Here is a 13,476-nt window from a genome sequence, read left to right on the forward strand (position 1 = left end):
TCATCTGAATAGGATCTAGCTTTGCCCCTGTTTAGATTAACTTTGTTTTTGACAATTTATCTATGTTGTCAAGCATCATGCCCGTACCTACTGCTACACAGTCCATTGGATTTTCTGCGATTAAAACAGGGACTTTCAGCTGCTCTGCCAATAGCTGATCAATGCCATGAAGCAATGCGCCGCCGCCTGTTAAAATGACACCACGGTCAATAATGTCCGCTGACAATTCCGGAGGCGTTTGTTCAAGCACATCTTTAGCAGCCTTCACGATGACCGCAACGGATTCTCTAAGGGCTCTTTCAATTTCTTCAGAGTTGACTTTCAACAGGCGCGGAAGCCCAGATACCATGTCGCGTCCACGTATCTCCATTTCCTCGTTTCGTCCGCCTGGATACACGCTGCCGATTGTCATTTTAATATTTTCAGCTGTTCGTTCACCGATAAGCAGCTTATACTCTTTCTTTATGTAATTTAAAATTTCATTGTTAAAGTTGTCGCCGGCCATTTTAATAGACGAGGCTGTAACGATAGAACCCATAGACAGCACAGCTACGTCTGTCGTGCCACCGCCAATATCGACAACCATGTTGCCGCTCGGCTCGAATATTTCCATCCCCGCTCCGATCGCTGCTACTTTCGGTTCTTCTTCTAAATAAACGATCTTTCCACCACTTTTTTCTGCTGCTTCACGGATCGCCTTTTGCTCGACACTTGTAATATTCGTCGGGCAGCAAATTAAAATGCGTGGTTTGGAAAGCAAGCCTTTCACATTCAATTTGTTAATAAAATACTTTAACATCGATTCTGTTACATCAAAATCAGCAATGACACCGTCTTTTAACGGGCGGATCGCCACAATATTTCCTGGCGTTCTGCCGACCATTCGGTGGGCCTCCTCACCGACAGCTAAGACTTTATTCGTATTTTTATCAATAGCCACAACCGATGGCTCATTCAGCACAATTCCTTGACCCTTTACATGAATCAATACATTCGCTGTCCCTAAATCAATTCCAATATCTTTTGAAATCATCAGAGCAGCCCCCTTTTTTTTATGAATTAGTTTGTATTTATGTACGTTTTTTTATCTCTCATTTCGTATAAAACAGGAAGATATCCCAATTTTTTATTTTATCATAATTGATCTAAAAAAAGCCTAAGTATTTGTGAACTTTCTTATTATATGTACATATTCGTCTTTCTAAAAGGATTTGTTCAACTTCTTTGTTGATTGCCACTTCAGATGCCTCCACCATCAATAATCCTTCACATAGCCTTTCTCAAAAAATCTTAACATTAAAAAAATCCGCCTCTTCAGGCAGATTTCCTTTTCATTTATGTGGACGATGATACTTCAGTTTCCGAACCGCTTGCTTTTTTTAGAGCTGCTGAATATTTTCTCTTCGTCGCTTCTCCTCCGCGAAGATGACGGATCGACTTATGATAATCTAATATTTCTTTCACCTGCTGGGCAAGTTCTGGATTAATTTCCGGCAGCCGCTCTGTCAAATCTTTGTGCACTGTACTTTTGGATACACCAAACTCTTTTGCAATCACCCGTACTGTTCTTCTCGTCTCCACGATATACTCACCGATCCTGATCGTCCTCTCTTTGATGTAATCGTGCACAACGCTCGCCTCCTTCATTGGATGTGAGACGTGTGAAATGAGACTCGCTCTCGCTTGAATGAAATAATACAAATCCGCATGCATCCGCATTTGCACACGGAAAGAAAGTTTTCACTTTCTTTTCTTCCGCAACTAGACTGCTCCCATTGTCATCAGGTATTTGTTCGTCTAACGACCCCTCACCTCAAACAATCCCTTTTTCTTTATACAGGTTTTATTATTACTATATTGGCGAGAACGAAAAAATAGTACGACAATGGGAAATAAAATGAAAACTTTGAACAAGATCCCGTTCTTATATACGAATGAAGGAGAGACTCCCCGCTGGCCTGTTCATACATTCCATCACTCCTCTTCAATAAAAAAAGCAGCCGGTAGATCGGCTGCTTTCAGATTATTTTCAGGCTGATTGAAAATGCTTGTTTTTCGAGGCACGAAGCCTGACGAGGAGCGGAGTAACCAGAGAAGGCCACGAGCGCTGAAATCAGGCGAGTAACGAAGAAAGCGAGCGTTTGTCAACAGTCTGAGCAGCCGGTTTAATGGCCGCCTTCCTCTTCTAGTTCACTCTCAATTGTGCTGCTGTTTTGTTCTTGATCAGATGGGCTTTCTTTTGTTTGTTCAGTAGATTCTTCTGTTGCTTTATCCGTTGATTCCTCTGTTTGATTAGTAGATTCTTCTTCTGCTGCTTTATCCGTTGATTCTTCTGTTTGTACCGGCTTCACAGACTTTTCGATTGCTGCTACCGTTTTATCAATACAATCAATCGGATTAATCGCTACGTTATCCTTACGTACTTCAAAGTGCAGGTGGACACCCGCTTTTTCGTTAAGAAGGCTTTTGCCGGCTTTCGCAATAATCTCACCTTGAGTCACTTGATCGCCTTCTGCTACTTGAATGTCTTTGACTGATTGATAGTTTGTCACTAATCCATTAGCATGTTCAATGACAATGACATTACCGAGCAAGGCATCATTTTCTTGCACCTTTGTTACTTTTCCGCTTAATGCTGCTGTGACGTTAAATGTTTTGCCGCCTTTTACTGCGTAATCAATACCTGTACTTGGATGATACGTATTATTATAGACTACGAGTGCTGCTTCTTGTTGTTTTTCAGAGGCCTTTTCATCATAAAAAGTTGTCTTGATGACTGCTTCATCCTCATTTTGCATAGGTACAGCCATTTGTTCTACAGATGAATTGACTGCTTCCGCCGGCTGGTCAAACAATTCTTCATCTACTGCACCTTCTTGCGTTCCTTGTACTTGTTCTTTTTCCGATCCTGCCATTTGGTACCAAATAATTCCTGAAATTAGAATAGCGGCACTCATTAAGTAAATAGCAGGAAATAACCAGCGGTTTTTCAACATTTTCTTCATTTTTTGAGAAGTATTGTTCTTTTCTCCCTCTCTCATGTTCATCACCTCAGCAACCAGTGTGAACACTTTTCCATGAATGTATACATCCCTTTGGAAAAATTTTTGTTTTTGCAAAAATCGTTATAAATATGCCACAAAACAGGAAAGGAGAGAGCAGGAAATCATGATAAAATGGTTAAATCTTATACTTTCATTAAGGTGGTGCATTTATTTGAAAAAGTTGGCAAGAGGATTGTCCACTATTGCGCCTCTGCTGTATATGGCAGCCGTATGGATCATGTCCAGCATGCCTGCCAATGCGATTATTGAACTCCCCCAGAGTGATGTGGATCGCTTTTTTAAGGAGTCTCTGCATTTAATTGAATTTGCCATTTTATATAGTTTAATTGTCATTGCTTTTTTAGCAAACGGCCGATTGACGAATGCCGTTCATGTAGCTGCTGCTTTAATTGCTTGTTTTTACGGGTTAATTGATGAAATTCACCAGGCGTTTGTCCCATTCCGCTCAGCCACTGTGATTGATGCGGTCAAAGATGTAACAGGTGTCCTCATCTGCTTTCTTATCGTTCAATTTACGTACTTTACACGTCCTCACAGCCCGATCAGCCGTTTAATGTATAAATTCACCCAATGGGCAAGCTCTTAGGTGAGAGGGCCGTTTTATCCCCCCTATCAACCATGTACTCTCTATTAGAAAGATAAGCATTCGGTATATATAGTATCTTGAGGGTGGGGCCAGACTCTTACGAGACAGCCCCCCTATTTTTTTGCGGTTACTTTTTCTTCTATAAAGTTCTCTGCTTCTTCTATTTTCGTTTGCTGATAATAATGCGAGATGATTTGTTTATGATTCTTCCCTTCCTTAGCCATGCCATTTGCTCCGTATTGACTCATGCCTACCCCATGGCCATATCCTTTTGTCGTAATGATGACATTGCCTGATTTCAGCACCCAGCTAAAGTCTGAGGAAGCAAGGCCAAGCTTTTCACGCACTTCTCTTCCAGAAAACTCTTTGCCGCCAATTTTTACTGAAGCAATTCGTTTTCCAGGTGTCCGTGACGTAATCGTTCCGGCTTCAGTGCCATTCTTCACTGATACACCCAGCTTTCGTTCAAATTCAGTGAGCGGCATCACTTTCTTCGCACTATATTTTGGGGAAGCTTCATCCCATGGGCTCGTGACGCTCTTTAAATACGGAAGAGGCTCATTCCAATAGTCTTCCGAGTTCTCTGTGTACCCATTGCTTGTTGAGAAAAAAGAAGCGGTAATTGGTGTGCCATCATAGGTAATGATCTGCCCGGCTGTTTCTCGTACGGCTTCATCAATTTTCTTAGATTTCCAGTTAAAATCGCTGCCCCAAAGCTGCTTCAGTTCTTCCTTCGTTTTAAATACTTGATGGTTCACCGTATCAGTGACGTGCGCTCGGCCGCCGTTTACTGTTTTGCCATTCATCATTTGCTTCACGATATATGTCCTGGCAGTCAATGCTTGAGCCTTCAGCGCCTCTTTTTCAAACTCAGCCGGCATTTCTGCTGCAACGACCCCTGCGACATATTGTTCAAGCGGCAATGTATCTACTTGTTTCAAGCTGGAGCGAAATACCGCTACTTCTACAGCAGGCTCTTGCAGGGATGACTCGTGCTCCCGCTTTTTAGGTGTGCTTGCTTTCTCCTCTTCTTCTGATGAAAAAAGCAGAACTAACAGTGAAGGAAGAACGACGGCGATGACGGTGAGTGCAGCAAGGAGAACTGAGATTGTGTGTCTTTTTTTCATCACAAAGAGGCCTCCATTCATAGTATTGAGCCGATAGTCCGTACTCACTTCTAAGAATATGGCGCCGGGCGTATGGATATGCCACTTTTCCTCAACCCATAAATTCCCAAAATATACTAATTTAAGAAAATAATACTCATGTATTGTTTAGGTGTTTTGTTTGCGATTATGCAGCATTGTCCGGTGCTCCAGCCGCTTTGTTCGATCCAAAAAGGAGCTGCCCAAAAGCCGATGATTTTCGACTTTTAGACAGCTCCTCTTCTATTTTTAAGCGTTAATGTCAGTAATGATTGGTTTAGACGGGTCTTCGGAAGTTGTTTCTTCTTTCACACGGACAATGTCGGCTCCAAGAGCAGCCAGTTTGCCATGAAAGTTCACATATCCACGATCAAGATGTTTCAGCTCTGTTACACGTGTATAGCCTTCTCCAACTAAACCAGCTACGATTAAGGCAGCAGCTGCACGCAAGTCTGTCGCAGCCACTTCAGCTCCTTGAATATCTGCAGGTCCGTTAATAATGACCGAACGGCCTTCTATTTTAACATTTGCATTCATGCGGCGAAACTCTTCTACATGCATAAAGCGATTCTCAAAAACAGTTTCAGTAATCATGCTTGTGCCTTGGGCTTTTAATAGAAGAGCCATCATCTGTGACTGCATGTCTGTCGGAAATCCCGGATGAGGCATTGTTTTAATATCAACTGCTTTTAATTGTTCCGGACCGATGACACGTAAGCCGTCCTCTTCTTCTGCCACTTGCACGCCCATTTCTTTCAACTTGGCAATTAAAGAAGACATATGTTCAGGAACAGCTCCTTGAACGAGTACATTGCCTCCCGTAATCGCAGCAGCAGTCATGAATGTTCCAGCTTCAATACGGTCAGGAATAATAGTATGATCCGCTCCGTGAAGCTCTTCCACACCTTCAATTCGAATCGTTTCTGTGCCGGCACCGACTACTTTGCCGCCCATTGCATTCAATAGATTCGCAAGATCAACAATTTCTGGCTCTTTCGCTACATTTTCAAGAACCGTCGTACCTTCAGCTAAAGCGGCAGCCATCATAATATTTTCTGTTGCACCTACACTTGGAAAATCAAGATAAATTTTTGCACCTTTTAGCCGCTTCGTCACTTCTGCTTCAATAAATCCATTTTCTACTCGTACGACTGCTCCCATTGCTTCGAATCCTTTTAAGTGCTGATCAATCGGGCGGGAACCAATGGCGCATCCGCCTGGCAGTGCCACTCTTGCTTTTCCTGTACGGGCAAGCAATGAGCCCATCACAAGAACAGACGCCCTCATTTTGCGCACGTATTCAAATGGTGCTTCTACGAATAGCTCTTCAGATGCGTCTACCGTTACTGTATTATTTTCAAAATGTACTTGGCAATTTAAATGGCGAAGTACTTCATTTATTGTATATACATCAGAGAGAGTCGGTACATCCCGAATCACGCTCTTTCCTTTGCTAGCCAATAATGTAGCGGCGATTACCGGCAGAACTGAGTTTTTTGCACCTTCTACTTTCACAGTTCCGCTTAATTTATTACCGCCGCGGACGATAATTTTTTCCAACATTTTCCCCTCCGCGTCCAATTTATATATTAATATTCAATCGTAATGAGAGGCGTGCCTATTACAAAGTTTGTCCCCTCGCCTCTTTGGTCTTTTCTTAATCCAACTTGCACATTCATTTCATGATCTGGCAGCGAAAGACTGCTTATAAAGTGTGTTGAATAAGCAGATAGAGAATAAAAGTTTTTTTCAAAAACGGCTTCTTTTTTTTCAGCTTCCCAGCTCGATAGTAATTTAGAAAGTTGATTTGGCAAAACTTCTTCAAGTTTATCATCAAACTTCCCTTTGATACAAGTGAAAATCTGTGGTGTACTGTGGAAAATTTGTGAATATGTAGGCTTAAGCTCTTGCGCCAGAAATGTTCTCATTTCCTCTTCATCAGCTGCCGTAACGGAATAAAGCACATAAACAACACCCCCGTCTGTATCGGAAGAAACGACCTGGACTTTCTGATGCACGGTTCCTTTTGTTCGTGCAGCAGTAAATTGAACATTCTCGTCCCGATTGGCTGATCCGATCTTCCATCCAGTTAAGTTTGTTTGGAGTCTGCGCACCGCATCATCCGGCTTTTCTTCTGTCAAACGTTCTCGAGTATGTAAAGCCCATTCTTCAATTAATCCATCCACACTTTTTACACTATCAGTCAAAAGCAGCAATGGGCTGCTTTCATCGCTTGCATTTGTGTTATTCCCTAATACAAATATCATCAAACAACCTAGTAATATATAATGGATATTTTTTGCTAGATTCATTGATATCATCTCCCTTATCATCAGTGTGACCTAATGAAAGAAAGATAAACAGGGAAAAACACGACAAATCACATGCTTTGTCGACAGTGTTGGAATTGTTCAACTATTCACTTTTTATTGCATAGTAATGTGAGGTATTTAAATACTCCCTAAAGAAATGATATACAAAATAGAAAAAAATACAAGCGTGTAAGAAGAACTATTTTAAAATTTTTATTGGAATAATAGTGGCAATTGGCGGGACCACATGAAGTAATCAAGGAAGAAGTTGCTGACGGCAGAACCGATCGCAATCGATAACAATATAAATAATAAACGCGCCTGAACAACATGATTTGCTTTCAACATCTGATCTAAGCGAATAGATTGTAATGCCCAAAATGATAAACCGATAAAAACGAGATGTGACAAGATACTGAACAATGCATCCTGCCCGAAGTTTGCCATCATGAATATCCCTCCTTATATTTAAAGAAAAGCTCCAGTACCTTTGCTGATCGGCGGCAAGCACAAGACCAGTCTCATGGAAAGATGTTCTTTGCCTTTCTAGGAGACTAGGCTTGTGACCTGATAAACGCTGCAGCTAGACATTTAAGAAAAGCTGCAGCGCCTTGCTGACGCACGACATTTATTTAAGCAGATGACCTAGTCCTATGTCACTAGACTAGGGGAAGTCATACAAACGTATGATTTGAAAAAAACCTCCCGTTTCCGGAAGGTTTTTATTCTTATTGCACGTTGCCTTCATAAACGTCAATACGGTTAACTGCCCGTCTTAATGCTAATTCAGCACGTTTAAAATCAATGTTATCTTGTTTGCTGTTCAGCAGGCTTTCAGCTCTTTGCTTTGCTTCTTTTGCCCGTGCAATATCGATATTTTTCGCTGTTTCAGCCGCTTGTGCTAATATCGTCACCTGATCTGGACGGACTTCTAAAAATCCGCCGCTGATCGCGACCAAATCAGGTTTTCCAGCGCCTTTGCTTAAGCGGACAGCGCCAACTTGTAAAGGAGCGACCATCGGAATATGTCCCGGCAAAATACCGAGCTCACCGCTCTGAGCTTTGGCACTGACCATTTCAACTTCCGATTCGTACGCCGGGCCATCAGGAGTGACGATACTGACTTTAACTGTCTTCATAACTTAACCCCCTGGTCCCTTATTATACCTCTACGCCCATTTCTTTCGCTTTCTCTACAACCTCTTCAATGCCGCCAACTAAGCGGAATGCATCTTCTGGAAGGCTGTCATATTTACCATCAAGAATCTCTCTAAATCCACTAACAGTTTCTTTAACAGGTACGTATGAACCTGGTTGTCCAGTGAACTGTTCCGCAACGTGGAAGTTTTGTGATAAGAAGAATTGAATGCGGCGTGCACGTGCTACAGTCAATTTATCTTCTTCTGAAAGCTCATCCATACCAAGGATAGCGATAATATCTTGAAGCTCTCTATAACGCTGCAATGTTTGCTGCACTTGACGAGCTACTGCGTAATGCTCTTCTCCAACAATCTCAGGAGATAACGCACGAGATGTAGAAGCAAGAGGATCTACCGCAGGGTAAATACCCATTTCGGAAAGTTTACGCTCAAGGTTTGTCGTTGCATCTAAGTGAGCGAATGTTGTTGCCGGTGCCGGATCTGTATAGTCATCGGCCGGTACGTAAATCGCTTGGATTGATGTAACAGAACCTACGCTTGTAGACGTAATACGTTCTTGTAATTGACCCATTTCTGTCGCAAGTGTTGGCTGGTAACCAACGGCAGAAGGCATACGGCCTAATAGGGCAGATACCTCAGAACCTGCTTGCGTAAAACGGAAAATGTTGTCGATAAAGAAGAGAACGTCCTGACCTTGTTCATCACGGAAATATTCCGCCATTGTCAAACCTGTTAAAGCGACACGCATACGCGCACCAGGAGGCTCGTTCATTTGTCCGAAGACCATGGCTGTTTTGCTGATAACACCTGAATCGCTCATTTCATGGTAAAGGTCATTTCCTTCACGAGTACGCTCACCTACGCCCGCGAATACAGAAATACCGCCGTGTTCTTGGGCGATGTTGTTGATCAATTCTTGGATAAGAACGGTTTTACCTACACCCGCACCACCGAAAAGACCGATTTTACCACCTTTAATGTATGGTGCAAGCAAGTCAACGACTTTGATTCCTGTTTCAAGGATTTCAACCTCAGTAGAAAGTTGTTCAAAAGTAGGTGCCTGGCGATGAATCGCATGGCGCTCCGCTTGTGCTGGGATATCTTCATTCAAGTCGATTGTTTCACCAAGTACGTTAAATACACGTCCAAGCGTCGCATCTCCTACTGGTACAGAGATTGGCTGACCCATGTCTATTACTTCTGTGTTACGCTGCAAGCCGTCCGTTGATGCCATAGCGATTGTCCGTACCGTATCATCACCTAAGTGAATCGCTACTTCCAATGTCAGTTCAACAGCGTCTTTATCAGCTTGTGCACCGATTTGCACTTTTAGCGCGTTGTAGATCTCAGGAAGTTGGCCGCTTTCGAACTTGACGTCAACAACCGGACCCATAACTTGAAGAACGCGTCCTTTGTTCATCTCTTTCCCTCCTATCGTAATCGTTCCATCTATCATGTTGTTAGTGTGTATGTTTAATGTCTAGCGCCAGCGCCTTGCTCCTTGGGTCAAATAACCTTCGCTCAATGAAGTCAAAGGACGACTTCTTTGAGCAAAGAACATTTGCTTGTCGGAGCAGAACAGGCGCTTCCGCTTTTCTATTCTAACGCCGCTACTCCGCCGACAATCTCCGTGATTTCTTGTGTGATTGCTGCTTGGCGTGCACGGTTGTATTGTAATGTTAATGTATCGATTAGTTCTTTCGCGTTGTCTGTTGCACTTCTCATGGCAGACATCCGTGCGGCGTGTTCACTAGCTTTGCCGTCAAGGAGTGCTCCATAGATTAGGCTTTCTGCGTATTGTGGAAGAAGAACTTCCATAATCTCTTCAGGTGCCGGCTCAAATTCATAAGAAGTGAGCTTGCTGGACGAAGCGATGTCTGTTAATGGCAGCACTTTCTTTTCTGTGACATCCTGTTGGATCGCACTGACAAAGTGGTTGTAGTACATATAAAGTTCATCGTACATTCCTTCTGCGAAGGCGTTAACCGCTTTGCTGGCGATATCTTTAATGTCAGAAAAAGCTGGCTGATCAGGCAAGCCTGTAATGTCCAGTGCGACATTCATTCCACGATTGCGGAAGAAGTCGCGGCCCATCCGTCCAATAGCAATAATTACGTATTCATCTTTGGACGTATGCCGTTCTTTAATTTTGTTGCTGACAAGGCGAAGAATGCTGCTATTGTAAGCTCCCGCCAAACCGCGGTCTGAGGTAATGACCAAATACCCGGTTTTTTTAACGGGGCGGGAGACTAGCATCGGATGTGTTACATCTTTGCTGCCAAGAGCAATGGATGCGACCACTTCCTGAATTTTTTCCATGTAAGGAACGAATGCTTTCGCATTTGTTTCGGCACGGTTTAATTTAGAAGCGGAAACCATCTCCATCGCTTTTGTGATCTGGCTCGTCTTTTTAGTAGAAGTAATCCGAGTCTTTATGTCGCGTAACGATGCCACTGGTTCTCACCACCCTTTTTATGTTAGAAGTTGACTTAGAAAGAGGGAAGGATCCATTGACAAGTCAGTGATCCACTCCCGCTTTTTTTAATCATCTGGATAATTATTCAGATTTCGCGAACGTCTTTTTGAACTCGTTGATGGCTGCTTTCATTTCATCATCAGAAGCAAGTTCTTTCGTTGTGCGAATATGCTCTAACACATTTGTATGGTTGTGGTCTAACCAGCTTAATAGTTCATCTTCAAAGCGGCGGATATCTCCTACTGGAATATCATCTAAAAGACCGCGTGTTAACGCATAAAGAATCACTACTTGTTTTTCAACTTTAAGTGGTTTGTTCAAGTCTTGCTTCAAGACTTCAACTGTACGTGCTCCACGATTTAATTTTGCTTGAGTTGCTTTGTCTAAGTCAGAACCGAATTGCGCGAACGCTTCAAGTTCACGGTAAGCCGCTAAGTCCAGACGAAGCGTACCAGCTACTTTCTTCATCGCTTTAATTTGAGCGGATCCACCAACACGAGATACAGAAAGACCAGCGTTGATCGCAGGACGAACACCTGAGAAGAACAAGTCAGACTGTAAGAAGATTTGTCCGTCAGTAATAGAGATTACGTTCGTTGGAATGTAAGCAGAAATATCGCCTGCTTGTGTTTCAACGAATGGAAGAGCAGTAATAGAGCCAGCTCCTAACGTATCGTTCAATTTAGCTGCACGCTCGAGTAAACGGGAGTGCAAGTAGAAAACGTCACCAGGGTAAGCTTCACGGCCTGGAGGACGACGTAATAATAAGGAAAGTTCACGATAAGCGGCTGCTTGTTTAGATAAATCATCATATACGATCAAAACATGTTTGCCGTTAAACATGAATTCTTCACCCATTGTTACCCCAGCATATGGAGCAAGGAACAGCATTGGCGCCGGTTGTGACGCTGAAGCTGTAACGACAATTGTATAGTCAAGTGCACCGTGTTTACGAAGTGTTTCAACCGTTCCGCGCACCGTGGACTCTTTTTGACCGATAGCGACATAAATACATACCATGTCTTGGTCTTTTTGGTTAAGAATCGTATCGATCGCTACTGTTGTTTTACCAGTTTGGCGGTCTCCGATAATTAACTCACGCTGACCGCGGCCGATTGGCACAAGCGCGTCAATCGCTTTAATCCCTGTTTGCAATGGTTCATGAACAGATTTACGATCCATAACACCAGTTGCTGGGCTTTCGATTGGGCGGGTTTTTGTTGTATTAATTGGACCAAGACCGTCTACAGGCTGTCCAAGAGAGTTAACAACGCGTCCGATCAATTCTTCCCCGACAGGCACTTCCATGATACGGCCAGTGCGGCGGACTTCATCGCCTTCACGGATCTCTTTATAAGGTCCAAGAATAACGATACCTACGTTGTTTTCTTCTAAGTTTTGTGCCATACCCATGACACCGTTTGAGAACTCAAGAAGTTCTCCAGCCATGACATTGTCGAGGCCATGAGCACGAGCGATACCGTCACCAACTTGGATAACTGTACCAACATCGTTTACTGTAATATCTGACTGGAAGTTCTCAATCTGCTTTCTAATCAGCGCACTGATTTCTTCAGCTTTGATGCTCATGAATTTCACCCCTCATATAATTAGTAATAGTTGTATTCGAGCCGAAAGCATGATGAAAGATGCTCTCGCTTATTTCGCTGTTAATTGTTTTTCTAACCGGCTCAGCTTGCCGCGCAGGCTGCCGTCGAAGATACGATTGCCAATGCGGACTTTTAAGCCGCCAAGCAATTGCGGATCAACGATGTTTGTAATTCTTAAAGACTGTTTGCCCACCTTTTTAGCAAACTGGTCAGAAATTTGTACAGTTTCCGCTTCCGTTAACGGACGAACGGATTCAACCGTTGCTTCCGCAATTCCACGTTCTGCGTTGGCCAGTTCAATGTATGCTTCGGCCACATCTATAATATATCCTTCGCGATGACGTTCAGTTAACACCATCAACGTATTGATCACATAAGTTGAAGCTGCTGCAAAAGCGGACTTCAACAGCTCTTTTTTCTCTTCAATCGTAAGCTTCGGTGATTGAAGTAAAGAAAGTAATTTTTGGTTTTCCTGAAAAACAGTTTGCACTACACGCAGTTCCTCTTCAATCGATTGAAGCTGCTGTTGTTCTTTGGCAATTTCGAAGAGAGCTAGCGCATAGCGTTTCGCTACTACGGAATCACTCATCGCTCTTCCCCTGCCTCTTGGATATACTCATTAATTAATTTTTCTTGATCTTCCTTGCTTAAATCTTTTTCGATTACTTTAGAAGCAATCAATACAGATAAAGAAGCCACTTGCTCACGAAGAGATGCCATTGCCTGCTCAGTCTGCTGCTCGATCTCTACTTTCGCAGATTCCTTCAAGCGTTCAGCTTCTGCACGAGCGGCAGCAATGATTTCTGTTTTTTGGCTATCGCCCATTTTCTTAGCATTCTCAATAATTTCCTGCGCTTGCTGACGAGATGCTTTTAACTCTGCGCGCGTTTCTTCTAATAATTTATTAGCTTCAACCCGGCTTTTTTCTGCTGCATCGATTTCAGAAGCAATATGCTCTTCACGTTGCTGCATCATTCCCATTAAAGGACCCCAGGCAAATTTTTTGATTAGCGCCAGTAAAATAATAAACATAATTAATTGGAACAAAATGTCTCCGCCATTAAAACCGGCCGACGCTCCAAGTACAAATGTGTTTGCTAACACGCCCACTTCACTCCTTTC

General features: G+C 43.0%; 14 protein-coding genes. 1 reads left to right on the forward strand and 13 read right to left on the reverse strand.

Features of this window, described 5'->3' with window-relative positions; translation table 11 throughout:
- Positions 1-31: 31 nt before the first annotated feature.
- From mreB to QYG89_RS07925, 3 genes are all read right to left on the reverse strand, one after another.
- Positions 32-1,033 carry a rod shape-determining protein gene (mreB, locus tag QYG89_RS07915; RefSeq protein WP_404316332.1) on the reverse strand — a complete coding sequence of 334 codons (1,002 nt, stop codon included), beginning with the start codon at positions 1,031-1,033 and terminating at the stop codon, positions 32-34.
- Positions 1,034-1,335: 302 nt separating this feature from the next.
- A complete protein-coding gene (spoIIID, locus tag QYG89_RS07920) occupies positions 1,336-1,629 on the reverse strand; it encodes a sporulation transcriptional regulator SpoIIID (RefSeq protein ID WP_404316335.1) in 294 nt (97 codons plus the stop codon).
- 536 nt (positions 1,630-2,165) lie between these two features.
- The gene (locus QYG89_RS07925) at positions 2,166-3,041 is read right to left on the reverse strand and encodes a peptidoglycan DD-metalloendopeptidase family protein (protein ID WP_404316337.1); all 876 of its coding nucleotides are present in this window, start codon (positions 3,039-3,041) and stop codon (positions 2,166-2,168) included.
- Positions 3,042-3,081: 40 nt separating this feature from the next.
- On the opposite strand from QYG89_RS07925, the gene QYG89_RS07930 reads away from it, so the two are divergent.
- Positions 3,082-3,651 carry a VanZ family protein gene (locus QYG89_RS07930; RefSeq protein WP_404316339.1) on the forward strand — a complete coding sequence of 190 codons (570 nt, stop codon included), beginning with the start codon at positions 3,082-3,084 and terminating at the stop codon, positions 3,649-3,651.
- A 113-nt stretch (positions 3,652-3,764) separates the two neighbouring features.
- Here QYG89_RS07930 and spoIID read toward each other — a convergent pair whose 3' ends face one another.
- From spoIID to QYG89_RS07980, 10 genes are all read right to left on the reverse strand, one after another.
- Positions 3,765-4,778, reverse strand: a complete 1,014-nt coding sequence (spoIID, locus tag QYG89_RS07935; protein ID WP_404316588.1) for a stage II sporulation protein D — start codon at positions 4,776-4,778, stop codon at positions 3,765-3,767.
- Between the two features lie 267 nt (positions 4,779-5,045).
- Entirely contained in the window at positions 5,046-6,356 is a 1,311-nt protein-coding gene (gene murA / locus QYG89_RS07940) for a UDP-N-acetylglucosamine 1-carboxyvinyltransferase (RefSeq protein ID WP_404316589.1), read from the reverse strand.
- A gap of 29 nt (positions 6,357-6,385) precedes the next feature.
- Complete coding sequence (locus QYG89_RS07945) at positions 6,386-7,108, reverse strand: YwmB family TATA-box binding protein (protein WP_404316341.1); 723 nt, start codon at positions 7,106-7,108, stop codon at positions 6,386-6,388.
- Between the two features lie 213 nt (positions 7,109-7,321).
- Positions 7,322-7,558, reverse strand: coding sequence for a DUF1146 family protein (locus QYG89_RS07950; protein ID WP_404316343.1), 237 nt, complete (start codon positions 7,556-7,558; stop codon positions 7,322-7,324).
- Between the two features lie 278 nt (positions 7,559-7,836).
- Positions 7,837-8,247 carry a F0F1 ATP synthase subunit epsilon gene (locus tag QYG89_RS07955; RefSeq protein ID WP_404316345.1) on the reverse strand — a complete coding sequence of 137 codons (411 nt, stop codon included), beginning with the start codon at positions 8,245-8,247 and terminating at the stop codon, positions 7,837-7,839.
- A gap of 22 nt (positions 8,248-8,269) precedes the next feature.
- Positions 8,270-9,688: a F0F1 ATP synthase subunit beta gene (gene atpD, locus QYG89_RS07960; RefSeq protein WP_404316347.1), complete on the reverse strand. Its 1,419-nt coding sequence runs from the start codon at positions 9,686-9,688 to the stop codon at positions 8,270-8,272.
- 176 nt (positions 9,689-9,864) lie between these two features.
- A complete protein-coding gene (locus QYG89_RS07965; RefSeq protein WP_404316349.1) occupies positions 9,865-10,722 on the reverse strand; it encodes a F0F1 ATP synthase subunit gamma in 858 nt (285 codons plus the stop codon).
- A gap of 103 nt (positions 10,723-10,825) precedes the next feature.
- Positions 10,826-12,334, reverse strand: a complete 1,509-nt coding sequence (gene atpA, locus QYG89_RS07970; protein ID WP_404316351.1) for a F0F1 ATP synthase subunit alpha — start codon at positions 12,332-12,334, stop codon at positions 10,826-10,828.
- A 69-nt stretch (positions 12,335-12,403) separates the two neighbouring features.
- Entirely contained in the window at positions 12,404-12,943 is a 540-nt protein-coding gene (locus QYG89_RS07975) for a F0F1 ATP synthase subunit delta (protein ID WP_404316353.1), read from the reverse strand.
- A complete protein-coding gene (locus QYG89_RS07980) occupies positions 12,940-13,458 on the reverse strand; it encodes a F0F1 ATP synthase subunit B (protein ID WP_404316355.1) in 519 nt (172 codons plus the stop codon). Before QYG89_RS07980 ends, QYG89_RS07975 begins: the two co-directional genes overlap by 4 nt.
- Between the last annotated feature and the right edge of the window lie 18 nt (positions 13,459-13,476).

Origin of the sequence: Bacillus lumedeiriae (assembly GCF_044891285.1) — a bacterium.
In the GTDB taxonomy this organism is placed as follows: domain Bacteria; phylum Bacillota; class Bacilli; order Bacillales; family Domibacillaceae; genus Pseudobacillus; species Pseudobacillus lumedeiriae.

What these genes read in the sequence shown, in the direction of transcription:
- mreB (WP_404316332.1), bottom strand. Translation starts at nt 1,033, where the DNA reads ATGATTTCAAAAGATATTGGAATTGATTTAGGGACAGCGAATGTATTG.
- QYG89_RS07925 (WP_404316337.1), bottom strand. Translation starts at nt 3,041, where the DNA reads ATGAGAGAGGGAGAAAAGAACAATACTTCTCAAAAAATGAAGAAAATG.
- QYG89_RS07930 (WP_404316339.1), top strand. Translation starts at nt 3,082, where the DNA reads ATGTATACATCCCTTTGGAAAAATTTTTGTTTTTGCAAAAATCGTTAT.
- spoIID (WP_404316588.1), bottom strand. Translation starts at nt 4,778, where the DNA reads ATGAAAAAAAGACACACAATCTCAGTTCTCCTTGCTGCACTCACCGTC.
- QYG89_RS07945 (WP_404316341.1), bottom strand. Translation starts at nt 7,108, where the DNA reads ATGAATCTAGCAAAAAATATCCATTATATATTACTAGGTTGTTTGATG.
- QYG89_RS07950 (WP_404316343.1), bottom strand. Translation starts at nt 7,558, where the DNA reads ATGATGGCAAACTTCGGGCAGGATGCATTGTTCAGTATCTTGTCACAT.
- QYG89_RS07955 (WP_404316345.1), bottom strand. Translation starts at nt 8,247, where the DNA reads ATGAAGACAGTTAAAGTCAGTATCGTCACTCCTGATGGCCCGGCGTAC.
- atpD (WP_404316347.1), bottom strand. Translation starts at nt 9,688, where the DNA reads ATGAACAAAGGACGCGTTCTTCAAGTTATGGGTCCGGTTGTTGACGTC.
- atpA (WP_404316351.1), bottom strand. Translation starts at nt 12,334, where the DNA reads ATGAGCATCAAAGCTGAAGAAATCAGTGCGCTGATTAGAAAGCAGATT.
- QYG89_RS07975 (WP_404316353.1), bottom strand. Translation starts at nt 12,943, where the DNA reads ATGAGTGATTCCGTAGTAGCGAAACGCTATGCGCTAGCTCTCTTCGAA.